This window comes from Nostoc sp. (assembly GCF_036917315.1).
Lineage (GTDB): Bacteria > Cyanobacteriota > Cyanobacteriia > Cyanobacteriales > Nostocaceae > Nostoc.
Genome location: NZ_JBALDR010000013.1, coordinates 40747 through 62209 on the forward strand (window position 1 = coordinate 40747; position 21463 = coordinate 62209).

Below are 21463 nucleotides of genomic sequence, written 5' to 3' on the forward strand. Positions count from 1 at the left end.
GTTTTGAAGTGACAAGATGATGCTAGAGAAGCGATCGCTCAATGCAACTGGCTATAGGCAAAGTGAAATAGAGTGCGATCGCCACTGAGGTATTTTTGTGAACACTACTATGCCAGCAATAGAATTAGAAGATGTTTAAAATTTTGGAGAGTCCGTCAAACTCTTGTTATATAAAGCTTTTCAGAAATTGTTTAATCGTTTTATTTGTTTATTAGACTAAGAATCAAGTATCTTTCAAAGTCATGAATGAAATTGTTGAACCGTTATTTCTTATTTGTCACGAAATAACAAGCATTTGAGGTGCTAAAATTGTTCAATCGAATTATTTGTCTACATGACCAACCTATTTCATCTAGCTTGGCTGTTTTGAGGCTACTAGAAAGTAAATTACTGATGATTTCATTAGTGAAGGTTTCCATCCCGCAATTAGTGTGATGAATTACAAACCATTCACGCGTACCAAGTAATTTATAAGAAATCACTAAAGAGCGAATCGCATCATCGCTAGCACGCCCACCTGCATTACGAATTACATGGGCATCTCCTTCAGCTAGTCCAGCAAATTTAGCTGGATCAAGCCGAGCATCCATGCACGTGAGAATTGCAAACCGACGAGATGGGGGTATGGTGAGATTACCTTTATCACCGAATTTATCAGTGTAACTAAGGTTAGCTGCCAGAACTTCTTCTACAATTTGGCTCATTTTGAGTTTATGTGGGCGATCGCTTGATTAGTCAATAGACCACGTGGTAGGGACGCAAATTGCGCCCCTACGAACGGTGTGGTTCAAATAGATGAAAACTGCTGTAAATTGTTTTACGCAGAGGCGCAGAGAGTAGGAGTTTGAGACAAGTTTTTGCGATCTATGCGGGGTAAAAGACCAATGTTCGGAGTTCGATGCTTTCTCGTGGAGGAGCGTTGGCTGGGCTGGTGGGATCTTCAAAAGCTGTATGGGCGGCAAAACGGGCGTATCCGTCTTCTGCGGAGTCAAAGCATTTGATAAATAGTGCTTCGTCTCTGTGCATTTGTGGGAAGTAGAACCATTTATGTTGGGAGTTATATGTGACACCGTATGTCTCACCAACCCGATCGCGGTACACAAGATCGCCAGCTACAAGGTCTGTGGGTGCGATACTTTGCGCGTCACACAGTGCTAAGGGTGACTCTTGGATTGGTTGTGCGATCGCTCGCCAAACATTGATGATGGCAAATCGTTGTTTTAGTAACGTCTCAATATCATCATCATCTATGCCTCGCGCTGCTAGTTCCAAACGGGCGCGAGTATAGCCAGATTTGGCGGTGAAGTCGTTGTGTACGCGCTTGGCGGGTTCTTTAATATTATTCTCACCTGGCTTGGAGTTACCAGCGTTACGAAGGGTGTGATCGAATATCACTACCTTCGTTGCACCTGTCACCTCTTTTAACAATTGCTCGGCTTCTGGATAGTAGACGCCGCGTACTTCGTCTTCATCGTAAAAGTTGCGGACATTAGTATTATGTCCAGTAAAGGCGAATCCTTCTCGATCTAACGAGATGTTCTCTGAGATGGAGCGAGCATTGTAAATTGGCAGTTTGTACGTCTGATAGGTTGCATTCGTGCGGGGAATCCCAGCTGGCGGTTCATAAGTATAGTTAACAGGTTTTTCTGCCATTGGAACCAGGTAACTGAGGTTAGCCTCTACGGATGGCAGTTCTTGGGAAATCGGTCTATCTAGAACTTGGTTATTTAAGCTCATAGGTCATCCCATTTTGGATTTTGGTTAATTATTTGGTCAATACTTAACAGTTAACGGTTCACTCCCATTACCATACCTTCGTGTCCTATTTTTGAGATGCACCAACAGGAACAGGTTCACCGAGAACTTTGGCGAATCTTTGCAAATAGAAATCCACAGGGTTTGCTACTGCTTGGATTGAGGAGCGATCGCCTACCAGATTCCACCATGTCTGCAAACGAGGTGTTTCTGCCGGTAATGTGAATTTGCGGAAGTGTTCTAAGAGTGGTAAACGTTCAAACCAAGGATAGAAGCTGATATCAACTAGGCTAAATTGATCTCCCAATAAATAATCACCTTTGCCTAATCCTTCTTGTTCAATATATAGAAGTGCTTCTGTGAACTCTTTTCGTCCTTGTTCCTGTTCTTGACTATCTTTACCGCGCAGAAATTTGTTAAAAGCTGGGACAAGGCGAGTATTGGCGTAGTCTATCCAAATCCGAGCGATCGCTTTAGCTGCGGGATCGCGGGGTAACAAAGGTGGTTCGGGAAAAACTTCATCTAGATATTCATTGATAATGGCGGATTCGTAAATTTCCACATCCCCATGTTTGATAGCCGGAACTTTCCCATAGTGGGAAATCTGAGTGTACCCATCTGGTTTGTTCTGTAAGTCAATTTCTATCGGGGTAAAGTCAATGCCTTTTTCCAGTAAGACGACGCGAGTCCGTTGAGAGAAGGTAGAGGCTTTGGCGAAGTATAGTTGGATGTTGCTCATAAAATCTTTTCCTTGTAATAATCGTGACATGCAGACTATTTGAGATTGCACAACTCAAACTAAAGCAATAAAACAGAAGCTGTTCATGAGCGATCGCCCACTATGGATGAAAGAAACCATTCTGTTTTCTGATTAGTGCAGTTAAATAATTGACTGGCAGGTATCTATGTCAGTCAGATGATATACTACAGCTTGTCGGTCGATTTAATGTACTTTAAATAGTATACAGTCTTTATGAAAATATGCATACCTAATTATTAGTGTAACTAAATAAATAGCTAGACATAATCAGGCGTTTGTGCTTTGGGATTCTTTTTGTTGGCTGTGGCGTTTATCGCTCATTTCAGTGTACGAAAGAGAAAATCTCCAGTTGTTTAATGCGAAATCGAATTCATGCTGCAAATCCCTGCCCGACTTATTTTACGTAGCAAGAGAAGGAATTAAGATTAATGGCACATCTATTTGAACCATTCAAGATTCGTGAAGTTGTTTTTCGCAACCGCATCGCCGTTTCACCGATGTGCCAATATTCCAGTACAAATGGATATGCTAATGATTGGCACGTTATTCATCTAGCTTCTCGCGCAGTTGGCGGTGCAGGTATAGTATGCATTCCGGTCGTAGTGTGGACTGTTTTTTTGCTTTAATACTAAGCATACAAACTTTCTGAGTTGCTAACATTAAGCTTTGCTGATACTATTTCAAGGCTGGTGATATGCAAGTCTGCTAAAACTTCATCAAAAAAATTAGTCGAGACGTTGAAATGCAATGTTTCTACCAATGTCCTCATCCGTGCAAATTATCTTAATCCAGGGGTAAGGAAAAAGCACTATGAACGAATGGCACGCTTGTTAATCGCAAAGCCCTGATATAACAAGATTTTTGAGTGTGGGGAGTGTGGGGAGTGGGGGAAGTGTGGGGAGAAAGAGGAGAAATTGAATAACTGCATATCAACAAATGCTGCATTGCCTCCCCATCCTCCCACACCTCCCACACCCTGCCAGCAAGAAGGTTTCAGCTTTTCAAGCGTGCCATTCGGCACTAAGACTCATGTGGAACCTCGTGAGGGCAGGGTGTTGGGGGTAGGGTATTGGGTATAGTGTTCCAGACAATTGAATGCGAGTGCGTCATGCGTCAAGTAGTTCAACATCTTCTTAATTCTCTACACCCGAACCTGCAACCCCACACCCTTTCATCCAGAAATATCAGGGATTTACGCTTAACAAGCGTGCCATTCGCACTATGAACAGAGTGAACGCAAAGCGGACTTACGCCCTAACAACTAGAAACGTCTATCCCTCCTTAACCTTGGTTTCTCACCCTCGGAAAACAATAATCGAATCCAGATTCTGAAACTGTCTGGAAGCGATGTCTACGACGGACTACACCTAGTTCTCTCAACTCAACCTTTCAACAACAACCGCCTTTAATACTCGATCAAAACCCACTGCGTCGCGTTTCATCCACAGTCTCAAGCAGAGAATACGATGCTGTGCGCCTGTTTCTCTGGGGCTTTCACGCTCTTGCTGAGTTTATTGTAAAAACCTCTTGATTTTTATCACCGATTGTGAGAAAGTCTGATTTAAGTTATCTAAAATACGGTAAATCGATAGACTTACAGGATTATTTAGCTTGACTGGAAGCAAGCGGTGGTTTTAGCTGTGCTTTAATCCCGGCAACATCCGATCGGACTGATTACAACTACAAAACTATAACAGCCATGCAATGAAGGCATAAATAATATCGGCATTCAGCGCTGGTATGACTGTCAGGAGAATCATATCAAGTTTGGGTGATTACTTCTAATAAAATCTATCAATGTAGGTTGAGTTTAACGGCAGTAAAACCCAAGATGAACAAGGATCAAATGTTGGGTTCCCCTGCGGGAAGCCCCTTCTGTAGTAGACGCTATTCCCATTCGGTTCTACGTTCTTCAACCCAACCTACAGATATTATTAAATGTTTAACCGAACCTGATATCACTCCTATGTAAGTTACCTTCCAGTAAAGTAACCCCAGATATCATCACCAAATCTCGTTAGATTACCCTGTTTCTCTAGAGGTGGGCATTTTGTGTGTGGCTGGTTGTTCTAGTTTTCAGACGCTCATGTATTCACTTATGACTAAATTTTTGCATTATTTTTTCTAGTGGAGAACATCTCATGCAATTAGATTCAAATTCTCATCAAGGTTCCGAGCAAGATACTCAGGTTAATAGCGAAATAGATAAACTGAAACAACCCCGTGTAGCTAGCAAACGTTTTTTTGGTAGTCGTACCAGCAGACGCTCATTTCTCGGTCGCGCCGGTTTGTTTAGTGCAGCTAGTGTTGTGGCAGGGGTTTTCAGCTCATCCCTTTCCTTGAAGAAAGGAGGAAATATTGTCCAGGCCCAAAGACCTCCTGCAACGTTTACTCCTGCAACGTTTAACTATAGCAACTTTCGTAATAGAGCTTTTCAAGTACGTATAAGAGCAGCCAAGGTTAATTCGGAAATTCCTATTCCTCCTCATCCCACCAATGGAGATGAGGCGAAGTATGCTAACAAAATTGCGACGGATACACGAGGATTACCCCATAACAAGCTGGGCGAAGTGGATCTGAAGGCTTATCAATCTTTTATTAATGCGTTGACCTCCGATGATCCCAATGAGTATGAAAATATCATCCTGGGTGGCAAACGGAAGCTGGTACAACCGCTCGGTCCATTAGCGGTTAGCTTGAGTGGGCTGAATCCGACCCAATTGACAATTCCAGTGCCACCGACCCTCGATAGTGCAGAGCAGGCGGCTGAATTCCTCGAAATTGCTTGGCAACAACTGTTGCAGGATGTACCCTTTAGCGAGTTCCGCAATAATACAACTAACCCGCTGATTCTGGCAGCAGTTCAGGATCTGAATCGGTTGTCAGCATTCAAAGGGCCTAAACAGAATGGACGAGTTACACCCGAACTCCTATTTCGAGGCACCGCGATTTACGTTAATGGCTCTGGTGGAACAACTTACTACACGTTACCAGGGGTAGATGTTGGGCCATACGTCTCCCAGTTTTTACTGCGTCCTGTGCCCGCAGGAACACAGAGTTATGTTCAGCTTAACCGTGTTCCCCTAGCTATTCCCGAAAACAGTTTTCAAACCAACTATAACGAGTGGTTGCTGGTGCAAAATGGTGGCGATTCTGGTCGAACGATTAAGTTTGACTCAACCCGTCGCTACTTTATCAACGGGCGCGACCAGTCAGAGATTGCCCACACGCCACCACCCGTCTATGCAAATGCTGCTCTAATTCTACTCGCCAAGCCAGCCATTGATAACCTCCTAGCTGGTGGCGTTGGCTCACCTTACAATCCCGGTAATCCTTATAACAACTCGAAGACCCAAGCGGGTGGTAGTGCGACATTTGGTCCAGGGTATTCACAATCTCTCATCGCTTGGGTTGCTCCACATGCAATCAGAGCGGCTTATTGGCAGAAGTACTATGTTCACCGTCGTCTGCGAGCAGAGGCTTATGGTGGGTTGGTTCACAACAACAAGGTGAATAAAACAAACTATCCGATTCACCCCGATGTTTTTAACTCAGAAGTACTAGACCGCTTCTTCAGCAAAAACAAATCCTATCTGCTACCGCAAGCTTTTCCTGAAGGGGCACCATTCCACTCTTCTTATCCAGGAGGTGCTTCGGTGTCCGCAGGTGCCAGTGTCACGATTTTGAAAGCACTATTTGATGAGAGTTATGTGATTCCGAATCCGGTGGTAGCCGATCCCAAAGATCCCACCAAGTTGATTCCCTATCAAGGCCCACTGCTGACCGTGGGCGGCGAATTGAACAAACTGGCGGCAAATATTGGCTTGGGTCGTGATAGTGCTGGGATTCACTGGCGCACAGATGCAGCAGCGTCGTTGGCCCTTGGCGAAGCGATCGCCATCAGCATTCTCAGAGATGAAAAGCTAACGTTCCGCGAAAAATTTGCAGGTTTCACCTTCACCAAGTTTGATGGTACAAAAATCACAATTTAAGGCTTTAACTGTTTAGAAAATATAGAGACGCGAAATATCGCGTCTCTATATTTACTTAAATCCTATTTAGTCTCAGAGTTTTACAATGTCTAATCTTCGGAGATTTTACTCTCGGTCGCGATCTATGTTATTGAGCATAGCGGTAGCGATAGCTTTGCTAACGTCTTCGACGAACGCGTTCTTGATATCTACAACACAAGCACTCAATCCCAAAAATATAGTATTAGCAAAAGAAGCATCGCCGGACATAGAACTAGCTAAGAAATTAGGTAAAGAAATTATTGCTGCTTGTCCCGTTGTCTCTGATGCTAAAAATTTAGCTGCCTTCAACTCATGCGCTGACAAACTCGTTACAGCACTTACGGCAGCTATGAGGTACATTCCCAAATCTGAAAGCTTTGATAGGAGAGGGCAAGGAGAAAAACTGTATTGCATAATAGCCGGAAGCGCTGTAACCTAACAACTCTCCGCGAAACCATGAATGCACCCTTTTTGTGGGGCGCTCAAAGCAAAGTAGGTAATTACAATCTCAAAGATAATCAAACAACTAAATTTGATCCATTAGTTTGGCGTCGCATATACCTACCCACTTTTATGTTCAAAGGTGAACCAAAAGTTGAACAGGTAAACAATTTAATTGTGATTCACCTTCCCATTCAGTTCCGCAATCAGCTTGATATTGGTGCTTATCCTTATCCTTTTTGGCACTCATCGAAAAAGTGGAATTCTTACCAGCAAAGTACTGAATTACTTCTGTTTATAGAACAGAAAAAGCTAAAAGGGGCGCTACGTTCAGCTGTGGTTGACTCACAAAGACCAGTAGTAAATCATGTATGGGATGGTAGCTGGGTTTGGAATGATGCTCATGGCAAAAAGCAACCTTATGTAACACTATATACCCGTTTGTTTTCTCCATCAAACCCACACGTTGCTAAAGTTGATGCTGCTTATCGTGCATTTGAAGTTAATCTACGTCAACACGCTTGTATTGTTTGCCATAGTCCAGATAACGCAGCGAAGCAGAATCCTTTATTATTGCTGAGTTATCCAAATCAAGCGCTCTCTTTACGACACGAAACGGTGCGCCAAATTAAAGAAAAACGAATGCCGCCTCCGACTGGTATCGTTAACGAGCAAGAACGACAAAAACTGCTTGAACTCGCCCAAACATTTGCCCAAGCAGGCGACCAAGCCCTAGCTTACGAAGGAGAAAAAATAACTTCTTCTCAAGTTCATTCAAACAACTGATGATTGAAAATAATATAAGTTTTAAGAAAAGTTGAATCTTATTGATGAACTACAGGCATTCAATTAAAAGTAACAAAATTGAGAATATTAGGGATGGAAAAAAATATTGCTTTCTCACACTAATATTCATTCAGGGAATAGCGATCGCACTCTTATTCATCAATACAACCGCATTGGCAGCCACAATCAATCCCTGTCCCAAAGGTATGGCGATGATTTCAGGAGGAACGTTCAAAATGGGGTCTGATAATTCCAGTTTTGTGGAGGAGCGATCGCCTGGAGATATAACGGTGACTAACTTCTGTATTGATAAATATGAGGTAACAAATACACAATTTGATGAATTTGTCAAAGCCACAGGATATGTGACAGTTGCAGAGCGTCCCTTATCTCAAGAACAGTTTCCCGATTTACCCGATGAGCAGCGATTACCAGGTTCCCTAGTATTTGAGATGGCAAAACCGGGTGTCAAGCAAGTTTCCTTTCTGAGTTGGTGGCATTGGACTACTGGCGCGAATTGGCAACATCCTTTTGGGCCAGACAGTGGAATCGCTAGCAAATCCAACTATCCAGTTGTTCATATAGCTTACGAAGATGCTCTAGCCTACGCTAAATGGTCAGGAAAATCCCTACCCACCGAAGCCCAATGGGAATACGCCGCCCGTGGTGGCTTGGATGGTGCAATCTATGCTTGGGGCGATGAATATTCTGAACATAGAGCCAACACTTGGCAAGGAATTTTTCCCTTTTTCAACACCAAAGCCGATGGTCACTTGGGCATTGCTCCCATCGGTTCTTTTGCACCCAATGGTTATGGACTCTATGACATGACTGGCAATGTGTGGGAATGGACTACTGATTTCTTTCAAGTCGGACGCGATCGCAAATCCGATCAAATTAATCCTATTGCCTTAAATCAAAGCTTTGATCCCAAAAAGCCCGATGAATCACAACTACACGTAATCAAGGGGGGATCGTATCTCTGCGCTCCCAATTACTGTAGCCGCTTCCGCCCGGCGGCGCGGGAGTCAGAATCACCCGATACGGGAACTACTCATATCGGGTTTCGGCTAGTTAAAAATTTGCCTTCCAGCACACTATCTTTGATGAGCAACAATAATGGCACAACTGACTGATCCTCACAAGAGAGATTCTTTGTATGCATCTCTCAAGTTAGCTTCTGGTGCGATCGCCTTTTTGACAGCCCTGACGCTAATATTTTCTAGTCTCTTACCTCTACCTGCTTGGGCGGACTACGGCGACAAATTGCCATTACCCCAACCATCTTTTAAAGGCAAAATTGGCATTACTTACAAAGAATCCGAACCAGACTTCCCCAAACCAATTAAGGCTCCAGAAAATGCACCAAACGTGTTGCTGGTGTTGCTTGATGATGTCGGTTTTGGACAAACCAGCACCTTTGGCGGTTCGATCGATACGCCTAATTTAGACCGTCTAGCAGCAAGGGGATTGCGTTATAACCAATTCCACACTACAGCACTCTGCTCTCCTACCAGAGCCGCATTGCTCACGGGACGCAATCACCATTCTGTGAATACAGGTGTGGTTGAGGAGTTAGCCACAGGCTATCCAGGTTATACTGCGATTTTACCTAGAAGTGCGGCAACGATCGCTGAAGTATTGCGAGACTATGGATATAACACGGCGGCCTTTGGCAAATGGCACAATACCCCAGACTATGAAACCAGTGCAGCAGGCCCATTCGATCGCTGGCCGACAGGTTTAGGTTTTGAGTACTTCTATGGATTTCTGGGCGGTGATACCAATCAATGGAGTCCAGCTTTGGTAGAAAATACTCAACATATTCAGAAACCAAGCGTAGGCGCAGCCCGTCGTAGACATCGCCCTGATTATCACCTCACCCCCGATCTAGCAGACCATGCGATTAAGTGGATTCGTACCCAACAAGCGATCGCTCCAGATAAACCCTTCTTTACCTACTTTGCCACTGGCGCTACCCATGCCCCACACCATGCGCCCAAAGAATGGATCGACAAGTACAAGGGTAAATTCGATCGAGGTTGGGATAAATTACGCGAAGACATTTTTGCTCGTCAGCTAGCTCTTGGTGTAATTCCCGCCGATACGAAGCTGACCCCTCGCCCGGCAGAACTCCCAGCTTGGGATTCCCTCACTCCCACCGAGCAGAAAGTTTATGCGCGTCAGGCGGAAGTATTTGCAGGTTTCCTCAGCCATACCGATGCACAAATTGGTAGAGTCATTGACGCTATAGACCAACTGGGTGAATTGGATAACACCTTAGTCTTTTTCATCGCCGGCGATAATGGTGCGAGTGCTGAAGGCGGCTTAACAGGTAGTGTTAATGAATTAAAAGTCTTTAATGGCGTAGCAGAAAGTCCTCAAGAAGTTCTCGCGGCTTTTGATGATTTAGGTGGGCCAAAAACCTTCAATCATTTTCATGCAGCTTGGGCTTGGGCAGTGGATAGCCCCTTCCAATGGACAAAACAAATTGCTTCTCACTTCGGCGGAACCCGCAATGGTTTAGTTGTAGCTTGGGGCGATCGCATCAAAAATCGTGGTGGATTGCGAAGCCAATTCCATCATGTAATTGATATTGCCCCTACAATTCTAGAAGCTGTGGGGATTAAAGAACCAGAGGTAGTCAACGGTGTAAAACAACAACCCATCGAAGGTACTAGCCTTGTTTATAGCTTTGACGATCCTGCTGTAGCATCCCATCACAAAACCCAATATTTTGAGATGTTTGGCAATCGTGGCATTTACGATCGAGGTTGGGTAGCAGCCGCCCGTCATGGACGCTTACCTTGGGAGCGTGTCTCGAAAACCACCTTCGATGAAGATAATTGGGAACTATACGATATTACCAAAGACTTCAGTGAAGCCAACGATTTAGCCAAGCAGAACCCTGACAAGTTAGCGCAACTACAAAATCTATTTCTGAAGGAAGCAGAGAAATACAAAGTTCTGCCCTTAGACGATCGCTTACTTCAACGGTTTGATGTCAAAATCCGTTCCAACCTAATCACAGGACGTAATAGGTTTACTTATTACACATCTGTTGCAGGGATTCCCGAAGGTAGCGCTCCCAATATTAAGAATCGCTCCTTTAGCATCACTGCCGATGTGGATGCTGCTTCATCTGGTACTGAAGGCGTTTTAGTTACCCAAGGCGGACGTTTTGCGGGTTGGAGTTTCTTCTTGCAAGAAGGTAAACCCACCTTTGCTTACAACTTGTTAAATAGCGATCGCACAATCATTCAATCTTCCCAACCAATTGCGATCGGTAAATCCCAAATTAAATTTGACTTTACTTATGATGGTGGCGCTCCGGGAGCAGGTGGTACTGGTAAGCTCTCAATCAACGATCGACAGGTTGCCGAAGGCCACATTGATAAAACTGTAGGCTACCGATTTGGTTTAGATGAAACCTTTGATGTTGGTCAAGATACTGGCACACCTGCGGTAGATACTTACCAAACACCCTTTGCATTCACCGGCAACTTACAGCAAGTCACCCTGGAATTGAAGTAATAGGGACTAAGGATTGGGGAAAGGGGAAGGGTTAAAGGGTAATTTATTCCTCATTCCCCTCTGCCCCTCTGCCCCCCTGCTCCTCTGCTCCCCTGCCCCTTTGCGTCTCTGCGTGAAAAAAAATCATGAACGAAATCTTGTCACTAATTGATAAACTCGCACTTTTCACATTTATCGTGTTCACCATGCTGGGTGCAGGGTTAAGTCTCACCGTACAACAGATTTGGGAACCACTCCGCAACCCCCGCTTAGTCATATCATCGCTACTAACAAATTTTGTACTAGTGCCAGTTTTTGTATATTTACTATTGCAAGTAGTACATTTAAGCGAACCACTAAGAGATGGCTTACTGATTATGGCAGTAGCATCAGGGCCTCCAGCACTACCGAAACTTGCCCACATAGTCAAAGGCAATATCGCTTTCTCGGTGGGATTAATGATGTTGCTAATGCTGGGCACAATTTTTTATATGCCGATTGTACTACCCTTAGTGGTGGAAGGTGTGCAAATTAACTCCTGGGACATTGCCAAACCCTTATTGTTAATGATGGTTAGCCCATTGATCGTTGGGTTATTCATCAAAGCAAAATTGAGTGCGATCGCCCCCACTATCCAGCCGATTTTGTTCAAATTATCTAATGCTGGATTGCTTTTAGGTCTGGTAGTCAGGCTGATAGTTCACACTAACGATATTATTAGCTTATTACAAACAGGTGCAATTTTCGTTTGTGCCGTTTTCATAGTCTTCTCCTTTAGCGTAGGTTATCTTTTGGGCGGTCCTGGTATCGATACCCAACGAGTGCTAGGAGTGGGAACAGCTCAACGTAATTTTGCCGCCGCATTATTAGTAGCTACAAGTAATTTTGAAGATCCCAGCGTCGTGAGCATCATTATGGTGACGAGTATTTTAATGATGATTGTAGTTTTGATTGCCGGGCCAAAGTTCATAGAACTAGACCAAGGAACAAGTGTAGAGATAGAGCAGGTAGAGGGTTGAAACTCTTGTAGCTGCAAAAATATCTATGTTACTCATTTTGACGAAAGTCCCTGGGTGGAAAAATTTTGATTTTCACTCTGCTCTAGATATACATAGCAAAGTAATCATTGTATATTTCTGTATTAGTCATAACTGTGAGTTCTATTTGTTTCTGTTCTTCATCTGTTGCCGAACTCGTAGCTTGGTCTAAGCTTTCTTGAGGAATAAAATCACCACAGTATTCATTCGCCGGTACTGTTGCATTCATCTTCTGGGGATAACTCAATTTGAGATTATTCATGATGGTAATGAATTGGCTGCGACTGCGATCGCTAAATCTGGGATTAAGCCGCTTTTCTTCACCAATAGTGGAAACAGTGCGCCCTTTATAATCATGAGCAGGGTATACCAAGGTATCATCTGGCAAGGTGAATAAGCGTTGTGTCACGACATCGTATAAAGTTCCAGGATCGCCCCCCTGAAAATCTGTGCGTCCACAACCACGAATAAATAAGGCATCACCAGTTAACAGATGGGTTTTGTTCACCAAATATGCTATGTGACTGGCGCTGTGTCCTGGTGTGAAAATTGTTTCGATGATTACCGATCCCACCTCTAAGATTTCGCCACCGACAAGGGAGCGATCGGCTTTTGTCACAGCAGTATTCTGGGGAACGATCGCTTGAGCGCCTGTTTTTTGCCTAAGTTTGCCTGCCCCTGTAATATGATCGGCATGGAGGTGGGTTTCTAGACAGTAGCGTAGCTTTAATCCCAGTTCATCCAATGATTCCAAATCGCGGTCAACTTGCTCTAATACAGGATCGACTAGAACAGCATCTCCTGTCTGCCGATCGCCAATTAAGTAAGTATAACTACTAGTTGCAGGGTCAAAAAACTGCCGAAATAGGAAAGTTGACTGCGGTATCTCTGCACTGCGATCGCTTAACAAAGGCATCGTCGGAATAGGACGCACACGCACTGGTAGCGACTGCAATAACGCCTTAGATAATTCCTGTGCCTGTCCCCGTAATTCTGGTACAGCGATAGTTTCCCACAAGTCGCCCTTGCGTGGGGTTCCCAAGGTATAAAACAGCGCCGAAACGTTACCGTCTGCTGCATATAAAGCACCGTAGGTATCTGTATCTAATCCTAAACCGATGGCATTGGGGCGAATTAATTTCTGCGATCGCAAATCAGTAATCAAAGGATGAGACGATCGGCGATAATCTGCTGCTACCCCTGTACAATTCACCACTCGGCGGACGTGCAAGATATGATTAGTTTGGGTTTTGCGCTGGCAGACGGTAACAGCTACACCGTCCGGCAAAGCTTGATATTCTCGAATCCGCCCGGCGGCAATGGTGAGTTGAGCAGAATCCAGCATTTGGGTGACAACATCCGCCACTTTTGGAGCAATGCGGTGACGATGCACATCCCAATAGGGTGTCAGATAACGCAAGAAACGTTGTTGTTCTTCGGTTGGTAGTTTTTGCCAGATTTTCTGATTCATCGGACGCAGAGAATCAATTACTGCCCGCCAGTCGTAGCCTTGGGTAGCCGCAATTTCCACCTCGGTACGTAGCCGACGTAACCAGTCGCGCACACTTTTTGGTGAATTTTCTAGCGTTAAGAAGCAGGGATAAGGTTGAGCCGCTTGATGTTTGAGCGGGAATAATCCTCGTCGGGACACAGCATAAATTTTACCTCTATGCTGGCGATCGCTCAGAGATAAAACCATGTCCACCATCGTCAGTCCCGTACCAATTAGCAACACAGGTGCATCAGCATCAAGGTCTGCTAAAGCATCGGCTGACCAAGCATTTCGCAGATAACTTTCATCATTACTATTTGGGTTTTGAATAGCGAGGGGTGCAGAAGGTGAGTTCCCCAATGCCAACACAACTCTGTCTGCGGCAAAACAGCGACCACTACGCAGAGAAATCATTACACTTTTTTTTTCAGGCTGTACCCCTACCACTTCATCGGTGAAGCGTTCTAGTCGCACATCACTGGGCGCTGTGGCTTCTGCTTCTGCTAAAACCGATTGAATGTATAAACCATAGACTTTACGAGGTATGAAGGTACTGGCATTGACTTCTTCTGAAAAAAATGCTGTCAACTCATTGCGGTTGTGCTGAAGCCAACGTAACAAATGCCCTGGATCGTGGGCAAATGCACTCATGTTACCTGCCGATACATTCAGCAAATGACAGTTGGTATCGGTGCTGTAGGCGATTCCCTTGCCAATTTGATCGCTGCGCTCAATCAGCTTAATGGTGAGGGGTTGGGTAGCAGTTTTCAATAGGTGGGTAGCGACTAGAGAACCACTAAAACCTCCGCCAACAATAGCGATCGTGGTTGGAGTATGGGCAGTTAAAAAACTAGGGTTCATAGCGGTTTTAGTTACAATCAATAGTTATACTGATTTCATCAAGTCTCTTGACTGGCACTCAATGCTTTTCCAACCCAGATGAAAGAATTAAGATTTGATTGCTTATAGATTCTTATAATAGCTGCTTTCAGCTATTAAATACATTTAATTGATAAATTAACCGTTGTTTTGGGTTGCACAGTAGACTTCTTGCAGAAGTGGGGAAAAAGATAAGGGGTAAAAAATGAAGAGTGCTGAGTAAAAAGTGCTGAGTAAAAAGTGCAAATCCCAATGTAAGCGATCGCACTCTCTGCGATGGCATTGGTACTAAAAGCAATTAGAATGTTCCTTTCCTTGCAAGACGCTACGCGAACGACTTCGCTCAGGGAACGTTTTGCTCAGGGAAGTTTTGTTTAGGGAAATTAATTACTGTTATTGCGATGCCTGCGACGGGCGTAGCCATCGCTTTCTAAGAGGATGTTTAAAAAGTCCTGTTGTTGGTAGCAAAAAGTTTTAGATCCCCCTAAATCCCCCTTAAAAAGGGGGACTTTAAGAAGTCTTTCCCCATTTTTAAGGGGGGCTAGGGGGGATCAATGAGTGCCTAAAATCATACCTAAGCACTTGTCAAACAACCTCTAATATCAATTGGCGTCCGATCTTGCAGCAACTTCCGCTTTGCTTGCAGCAACTTCCGCTTTAACGTTTCCGTGTTTTGCGCAAGCTGTAGCAACTTCCGCTTTGCTTGCAGCAACTTTCGCTTTCACGTTTCCGTGTTTTGCGCAAGCTGTAGCAGCTTCCGCTTTGCTTGCAGCAACTTCTGCTTTAACGTTTCCGTGTTTCGCGCAAGCTGTAGCAGTTTCCGCTTTGACATTATATCAATTCATAATTTGTAATTCATAGTTCGTAATTACTAATTAGGATAAGGCAAATAAATTTTAGGCTTTTTTAGAAAAATCAACAATTCCACGTATGACAACCTTTTCAACAATTGTCCACTATAGAGTTATGAAAAATTAAGAAAATGAGTATTAATTATGGGAAGGCGAAAACGCAATTCACGTACTCTTGGCAAAGCTGAACTACGTCTAGCAAGCGTTAAATCTATTAGTCAAACTCTCGATGTCGGAGAGGGGCTAACAGTCAAAGATTATACTGAGAAAATCGAAAGAATGCGGCAATCTCTAGAAGCATACAATACTACCCTCTCTACTATCGATGTCTTACTAACCCAACTCGTCGAAAATGAACAGGATTTAGCAGACTATTCTGAGAAAATTTTGCGTGGTATTGCTTATAAATATGGTAATAATAGCCATGAATATCAGATGGCTGGAGGTACTCGTAAAAGCGATCGCAAGCGTGCTGTGCGTCAAAGCGTAGTTTTGGCGAAATAATACACAATCCATTTGGGTTTTGTCTGGGATGCGATCGCCTATGCAATATCTTAAGGTGTAGCGTCTGTTACTAACATCGTTATTTTTTGATCGGGTTGGGGAACTCTATAAATACGGTTTAGTAATTGCCCAGCGCTAGATATGGGCTGTTCTGAACCGTGTTGTAACAATATCTGGAGTTTTAAGGATCGGCTGATGGATAAATCAATTATTCAGTTGGTTGACGAGTTACCGACTGACAATATTACTGTCAAAGTTTTAAAAGCTCTTGATTATGTAGCACCAGGTGAATGGAGCAATTTAACGGGGTTTGACAATAGTATCCGCACCATTACTGGAGAAACTGATGCTAAGGTAATTCAGAAAATCCGCGATCGCGCTGTCACCTTATACGAAGATCCTCAACAAGGCTACGGGTTCGCAATCAAACTTTATCAAACAATTGATAAGGCAGACACAGCGATGGCAGCGGCGGCTTTAGCGAATAAAGTTAGTGAAAAAATCGGCTTTCTCTCCTTTTTAGGTAAAATTACTCCTAAAGCTGATGTCACTCAATCTATTGACTTATTATTGAAAATTGCCGTCGAAATCATTGCCTTTTGCAAACTAAACGGTATTCCTCAACCTAATCCCCAAGAGTTTGCTAATTCCCTGACTAACAACTATCAAAATGCATCTCTAATGCGGATGGTAGCTTTAGTTTGTCTAGATGGAATTCTGCCATTGGGGCCTGACTTTCTCAGCAAAATTCACGGAGTTATTAGTGGTACTGATTCTAGTACAATAACTCAAAATCCGGTTTTCTTAGCCGTTAATAACTTTCTTCCAGGCAGTAATCCTTCTGATAAACTTGGTTTTATCAATCAGGGTTTCAACTCCGTGCAAGGCTGGATGAATAATTTAGTAGCCAAGACAGGCGTAACCCCGCAATCAATTTCTAGTCATTTGGGTAATTTTATTCAGATTGCTGATGATAATTTAGATTTAGTTGCAGCATTCCTAGATCAAACTACCAATTACTACGAGCATACAGGAATTCAAACTGTCGCTCGCAGTTTGATTTTGCAAGCATACGCTCTAGTAAAAGAGGAAATCAAACAAGATGAACAAAAGCCGATTCAAGATGTCTCATCTGCTGCTAAATCAGATAAATCAGATAAGACTCAGTATGAAGTCAGCAAAACAGTAGAAGTTTGGGATAATGATGACGAGGATTGGTATCAGGGAACTATTGAGAAAATCGAAGATGACCAGTTCTTTGTTCATTACCTTGGTTACGGTTCATCTTATGACGAGTGGGTAGGCGAAGATGACATTCGGACTCGCGATCTTCGCTCCACTGATGAAAATGGATATGCAGTAGGTCAAAAGGTAAAATGTTGGGATGATGACCAAGAGGCTTGGTATTCCGCAACGATTGAGCAAATCCAAGGTCAACAATACTTTCTTCACTACGTTGATTATGACTCATCTTATGACGAGTGGGTTGATAGCGATGAGATTTCCTAACTGTTGAATTAACACGGGGTTGACAAAAATTGCAACCCGCAGATTCCCGACTTTTCAAAAAAGCCGGGAATCTTGTTTTTCACGAATGGATTCAATATTGCTCTAGTACTTTTAAAAATCATAATTGACATCTCGTTAATCAATTACGAATTACGAATTACGAATTACGAATTACAAATTATCCTGACACTTGCGCTACGATATCCCCTATTGCTTTCGTGCAAAGTACGTGAGGAGTTGTAAAGATGAAACAGATGATAAAAGAATTTAATACACAGGATACCCGAAATCTAGTTGCGATCGCTAACCAATTCGCCCAACTGGGAAAGGTTACAGGCGTTAAAGCATTTGGCAGTGGTAATATCAATGACACCTTTTTAGCAACTCTAGATTCTTCCAAAGAACAACATTTTGTCCTGCAACGCATTAACACACAGGTGTTCCGTCAACCACAACTGATTATGCAGAATATGCGTACCTTAACTGAACACGTTCAAAAAAGGTTGCAGGATATGCCCCTTAATCGTCGCTGGGAAGTGCCACGGGTACTGTTGACCGAAAACGCTCAAGACCACTTGAAGGATGCAGACGGCTCATTTTGGCGGGCAATCAGCTTTATTGAAGGCTCCCAGTCTTTTGATAATATGCGCGATCGCTCCCACGCGAAAGAAATCGGTTATGCCTTGGGGATGTTCCACAATCTAATCAGCGATTTGCCAGCAGAAAAACTTGCTGACACCCTCGAAGGCTTCCATATTACACCGTTTTATCTCCAGCATTACGAGGAAGTTTTGCCGAAAACTAGTGTGCGTCAATCTTCGGAAGTTAATTATTGCTTGCAGTTTGTTAGCGATCGCCAAACCTTTGCACATATCCTAGAAAATGCCAAAGCTGAAGGCAAGCTACCCCTACGTCTGATGCACGGCGATCCGAAAATCAACAATGTTATGTTTGACATTGTTACCCAGCAAGCCGTTAGCGTCATCGACCTCGACACCGTGAAACCCGGTTTGGTACATTATGATATTGGTGATTGCCTGCGATCGGGTTGCAATCCGGCTGGCGAAGAAACCGAGAATTGGGAAAGTATTTATTTCGATACCGATCTGTGTCAAGAAATCCTCCAGGGTTATCTCGCTGTGGCTAAGGCATTTCTGACCGAGAATGATTATGCATACATATATGATGCCATTCGTCTAATTACTTTTGAACTAGGACTGAGATTTTTTGCTGATTATTTAGCAGGGAATGTCTACTTCAAAGTTAAGCACCCAGAACATAATTTAGCAAGAGCGATCGTCCAGTTTAAGCTGACTGAAAGTATTGAATCTCAAGAAACGCAGATTCGCAAAATTATCCAAGATATGAAATGAACAACCAGACATTTTCCCTGCAACCCTTCCCTTCCACCGAGTCTTTTCCTGATTTGAAAATTACAGGCAATATCTCCCGAAATGCTAATCAACTTACCATCTGCTACAACCTTGGAGGCAACTTAAAAAAAATTACAGTTGCCTCACCATCAAATGCACCATCACGCAAGCATGAACTTTGGGAAGATACCTGCTTCGAGTTTTTTCTTAGCATTAAAGATTCTGCACGGTATTGGGAGTTTAATCTCTCTCCTGCCGGACACTGGAATGTCTATCGCTTTGATGGCTATCGTCAAGGAATGCAAGAGGAAACAGCTTTTGAAAAGCTACCGTTTAGCGTTCATAATCAAGCTAATGCTTTGGTACTTGCGTTAGATGTCGATTTGGATAAAATCGTCTTGGCAGAACAAGCTATTGAAATTGGCATTACTACTGTTATCAAAAATATAGATGGTAATGTGAGTTACTGGGCTTTAACTCATAAAGGTGACGAAGCTGACTTTCATTTGCGGGATAGTTTGATTGTTAAGTTGTGAGATACGTTTTTATATAGCTTGCAAAGTTGGGAATATTAACTGTAAATACTTAACTTATTAAGTATATAACGTGAATATGAATGCAAATGAATTTATCTCACAACTACCTCATGTAAGTATAAATAGCAGAGAATTACTTCCTGAAAATTCAGGGATATACTATGTACTAGATGAACAATTTATAGTTTGGTATGTAGGGCAGGCAAAAAATTTACGTAGTCGTTGGGCAGGTGATAGCCATCACAGACTGTATCAGTTACAAAAACAGCGAAAGAAGCAGTTTGTCATATACTACGAATTGGTAGCTGAATCACATCTCAATGCTATGGAACGACAGCGCATTGAAGAATACAACCCGCAACTGAATGGAACTAAAATTAGAACAAAGAAACTACATCCAACAGAAACGCTATTACGAGAAACATTAACTATACTTGCACCATACAGTTTTGTACTAGGTGTAGAACCTCCACGAAAACAAGATCCTAAGCTGATTAATGATTCTATACATTGGCGAGATGATTGGAGAGTTCAGAAAGCTGTATTGCCCCTGAATGTAATACACATTTGTATAAATTTAAAAGAGTTAGAAGAATTTGCAAAGGATTGGCTGTCTGTTAATCGATTTTTAAAACAGGTGTTCAAGCAGCGCACTAACTATTCAGATAACTGGGCTTGTAAAGGTCAAGTAAAAGATGAAAAGTATGGTTTATTCTTCTTAAGGAGACTATTAGTTAATGGTTTTGCTATCGAAATCTACAGAGCTACGAAAGAAGCTTTAGAACATATTGAAGGTTATGAATTAACTCAATTGGCTGGAGTTGATATGAGGGTTGTCAATGAAAACTCTCTAGTTGCACTCAAAAATAAATGCCTGCTAAGTGTTACTGGAATTTACATGTCTTCTGATAAGCAATACCATGCATATGAGCAAAATCGTCAGAAGGCAATAGAACGATTATCTCCATATAAGAAGGATCTGATTAAGTTGCTATTTAACGAACAGATAGACATTAGCAAACTTAAAGTTTTCCTGAAAGAACACAAGACGGAAGAAGAAAGCAATACAAACTCTCCCAAGAGACTAACAAACCTTATTGCCAAAAAAGAGTATTTCAAGCAGTTATTAATAGAACGTGGTATTGACTTGGAACAATATCAGGTTAATAAGTATTTGGATTCTCTACCAATAGATGATAACTACGTAGACAGCATGAAAGATAAAAGGATGAGTATCTTCGTCAAAACATTTTTGGGTAATCTCAAAGAACCAATAAGCTACAAGGTTCTTAAGCTAGCGAACGGTGAAACAACGACGGTTGGTAGAGGTAATTTCATACATGGAGCAAAAGGTAGTACATTACAAGGCTCTCTTTATAAAGAAGTTTATTTAGCAGTCACAGTAGATCGAGTATTTTGGTTGCTATTAGAATCCTGTCTATCAGATTTCACTAAAGTAAGACTCAATAAAGAAGAAGGATACATAAGTAAAGCATATATATCTGCTAGGAAATTTCTAGTACCTGCGATGCTTACTGTCACCTTAAATGGTAAGTGGAAAGCAGATATACCATTTGGCCCTAAAGATGATATGTCATACAGCGAGGTTGTAGAAATTATCAAAAGTCGCTTACAGGAAAGTGGAATACCTAAACTCAGGTTTTCATTCAAATCTGAGTCTTCACGCACTTAGCTACTAGCATCTCACTCTGAAAAACTTTGACGAGCAAATGGATCGTATTTCCTCGTCTGTAATTTGGTGTTTTGAAAGTAGGTTGCGATGTCTACGACGGGCTACGCCTACGCATTTATTTAGAGTATGAACTAGTTGGTGCAATTAGATTCAATATCTCAACACAGCAATATTTACATATTTATACCTTCATGATTATTGGTTTATTAAGATGAACAACTATTTTGTAGAAAGAATAAAGTGATTTAGTTCTTTCGTTTGATAGAGTTAATTAAAAGATAAGTAAGATATATAAATAAAGAGCAAATTACCAAATTTTAG

General features: G+C 42.6%; 16 protein-coding genes and 1 pseudogene. 12 read left to right on the plus strand and 5 right to left on the minus strand.

Annotated elements, in window-relative coordinates; genetic code table 11:
- Nucleotides 1-263: 263 nt before the first annotated feature.
- From V7K84_RS06510 to V7K84_RS06520, 3 genes are all read right to left on the minus strand, one after another.
- Nucleotides 264-704 carry a beta-class carbonic anhydrase gene (locus tag V7K84_RS06510; RefSeq protein WP_334837002.1) on the minus strand — a complete coding sequence of 147 codons (441 nt, stop codon included), beginning with the start codon at nucleotides 702-704 and terminating at the stop codon, nucleotides 264-266.
- Nucleotides 705-864: 160 nt separating this feature from the next.
- Nucleotides 865-1737: a CmcJ/NvfI family oxidoreductase gene (locus V7K84_RS06515; protein ID WP_334837003.1), complete on the minus strand. Its 873-nt coding sequence runs from the start codon at nucleotides 1735-1737 to the stop codon at nucleotides 865-867.
- A gap of 85 nt (nucleotides 1738-1822) precedes the next feature.
- On the minus strand, nucleotides 1823-2494 hold the full coding sequence (locus V7K84_RS06520; RefSeq protein WP_334837004.1) for a glutathione S-transferase family protein: 672 nt from the start codon (nucleotides 2492-2494) through the stop codon (nucleotides 1823-1825).
- A 449-nt stretch (nucleotides 2495-2943) separates the two neighbouring features.
- On the opposite strand from V7K84_RS06520, the pseudogene V7K84_RS06525 reads away from it, so the two are divergent.
- Nucleotides 2944-3102: pseudogene (locus V7K84_RS06525) on the plus strand (oxidoreductase); the annotation flags it as partial.
- 1554 nt (nucleotides 3103-4656) lie between these two features.
- Nucleotides 4657-6507 carry a vanadium-dependent haloperoxidase gene (locus tag V7K84_RS06530; RefSeq protein WP_334837005.1) on the plus strand — a complete coding sequence of 617 codons (1851 nt, stop codon included), beginning with the start codon at nucleotides 4657-4659 and terminating at the stop codon, nucleotides 6505-6507.
- 105 nt (nucleotides 6508-6612) lie between these two features.
- Here V7K84_RS06530 and V7K84_RS06535 read toward each other — a convergent pair whose 3' ends face one another.
- Nucleotides 6613-6942: a hypothetical protein gene (locus V7K84_RS06535; protein WP_334837006.1), complete on the minus strand. Its 330-nt coding sequence runs from the start codon at nucleotides 6940-6942 to the stop codon at nucleotides 6613-6615.
- A 42-nt stretch (nucleotides 6943-6984) separates the two neighbouring features.
- On the opposite strand from V7K84_RS06535, the gene V7K84_RS06540 reads away from it, so the two are divergent.
- The 4 genes from V7K84_RS06540 (at nucleotide 6985) to V7K84_RS06555 (ending at nucleotide 12287) form a co-directional block, all read left to right on the plus strand.
- Nucleotides 6985-7755, plus strand: a complete 771-nt coding sequence (locus tag V7K84_RS06540) for a hypothetical protein (protein ID WP_334837007.1) — start codon at nucleotides 6985-6987, stop codon at nucleotides 7753-7755.
- Between the two features lie 236 nt (nucleotides 7756-7991).
- On the plus strand, nucleotides 7992-8891 hold the full coding sequence (locus V7K84_RS06545; protein WP_334837008.1) for a formylglycine-generating enzyme family protein: 900 nt from the start codon (nucleotides 7992-7994) through the stop codon (nucleotides 8889-8891).
- Entirely contained in the window at nucleotides 8875-11289 is a 2415-nt protein-coding gene (locus V7K84_RS06550) for an arylsulfatase (protein ID WP_334837009.1), read from the plus strand. The genes V7K84_RS06545 and V7K84_RS06550 overlap by 17 nt, the downstream gene beginning before the upstream one ends.
- Nucleotides 11290-11414: 125 nt before the next feature.
- Entirely contained in the window at nucleotides 11415-12287 is an 873-nt protein-coding gene (locus V7K84_RS06555) for a bile acid:sodium symporter family protein (protein WP_334837010.1), read from the plus strand.
- Nucleotides 12288-12369: 82 nt separating this feature from the next.
- On the opposite strand, the gene V7K84_RS06560 is transcribed toward V7K84_RS06555, so the two are convergent.
- Nucleotides 12370-14658 (minus strand): FAD/NAD(P)-binding protein, encoded by a 2289-nt coding sequence (locus V7K84_RS06560; RefSeq protein ID WP_334837011.1) that lies wholly within the window; start codon nucleotides 14656-14658, stop codon nucleotides 12370-12372.
- A gap of 1013 nt (nucleotides 14659-15671) precedes the next feature.
- Here V7K84_RS06560 and V7K84_RS06565 point away from each other — a divergent pair.
- From V7K84_RS06565 to V7K84_RS06590, 6 genes are all read left to right on the plus strand, one after another.
- Nucleotides 15672-16031 carry a hypothetical protein gene (locus V7K84_RS06565; RefSeq protein WP_334837012.1) on the plus strand — a complete coding sequence of 120 codons (360 nt, stop codon included), beginning with the start codon at nucleotides 15672-15674 and terminating at the stop codon, nucleotides 16029-16031.
- Nucleotides 16032-16226: 195 nt separating this feature from the next.
- Nucleotides 16227-17540: a Tudor-knot domain-containing protein gene (locus tag V7K84_RS06570; protein ID WP_334837013.1), complete on the plus strand. Its 1314-nt coding sequence runs from the start codon at nucleotides 16227-16229 to the stop codon at nucleotides 17538-17540.
- 254 nt (nucleotides 17541-17794) lie between these two features.
- Nucleotides 17795-18913 (plus strand): phosphotransferase enzyme family protein, encoded by a 1119-nt coding sequence (locus V7K84_RS06575; protein ID WP_334837419.1) that lies wholly within the window; start codon nucleotides 17795-17797, stop codon nucleotides 18911-18913.
- Complete coding sequence (locus V7K84_RS06580; protein ID WP_334837014.1) at nucleotides 18910-19449, plus strand: DOMON-like domain-containing protein; 540 nt, start codon at nucleotides 18910-18912, stop codon at nucleotides 19447-19449. The genes V7K84_RS06575 and V7K84_RS06580 overlap by 4 nt, the downstream gene beginning before the upstream one ends.
- Before the next feature lie 76 nt (nucleotides 19450-19525).
- Entirely contained in the window at nucleotides 19526-21142 is a 1617-nt protein-coding gene (locus V7K84_RS06585; protein ID WP_334837015.1) for a GIY-YIG nuclease family protein, read from the plus strand.
- A gap of 71 nt (nucleotides 21143-21213) precedes the next feature.
- Nucleotides 21214-21357, plus strand: a complete 144-nt coding sequence (locus V7K84_RS06590) for a hypothetical protein (protein ID WP_334837016.1) — start codon at nucleotides 21214-21216, stop codon at nucleotides 21355-21357.
- Nucleotides 21358-21463 lie beyond the last annotated feature (106 nt).